The organism is Luteitalea sp. (assembly GCA_009377605.1).
Lineage (GTDB): Bacteria > Acidobacteriota > Vicinamibacteria > Vicinamibacterales > Vicinamibacteraceae > WHTT01.
Genome location: WHTT01000341.1, coordinates 278 through 555 on the forward strand (window position 1 = coordinate 278; position 278 = coordinate 555).

1 protein-coding gene (cut by a window edge) is annotated in these 278 nt (G+C 67.3%); it reads right to left on the reverse strand.

Annotated features, from left to right (window positions below):
- Positions 1–278, reverse strand: part of the annotated coding region (locus GEV06_29210; GenBank protein ID MPZ21916.1) for an acetyl-CoA carboxylase biotin carboxylase subunit (this coding region is incomplete at both ends). The annotated region extends 277 nt beyond the left edge of the window; 278 of its 555 annotated nt are in view.

The following is a 278-nucleotide window of genomic DNA, read 5'->3' on the forward strand; positions in this document are numbered from 1 at the left end:
GTGACGGCGTGACCGAGGTCGAGCCGGGTGTTGAATTCGCTGAACCACAGCTGCTCGCCGGAGACGAGGAACTCGACGGTCCCGGCGCTGCGGTAGCCGGCTGCTTTGCACAACTGCACAGCGGCGTTGCGCACGCCGTCCTGGACATGTGCGGGCAGGCCGGGAGCGGGCGCCTCCTCGAGCAACTTCTGATGACGTCGCTGGACCGAGCAGTCGCGGTCACCGACGTGGAGGACAGTGCCCACGCTGTCGGCGATAATCTGCACCTCGACGTGCCG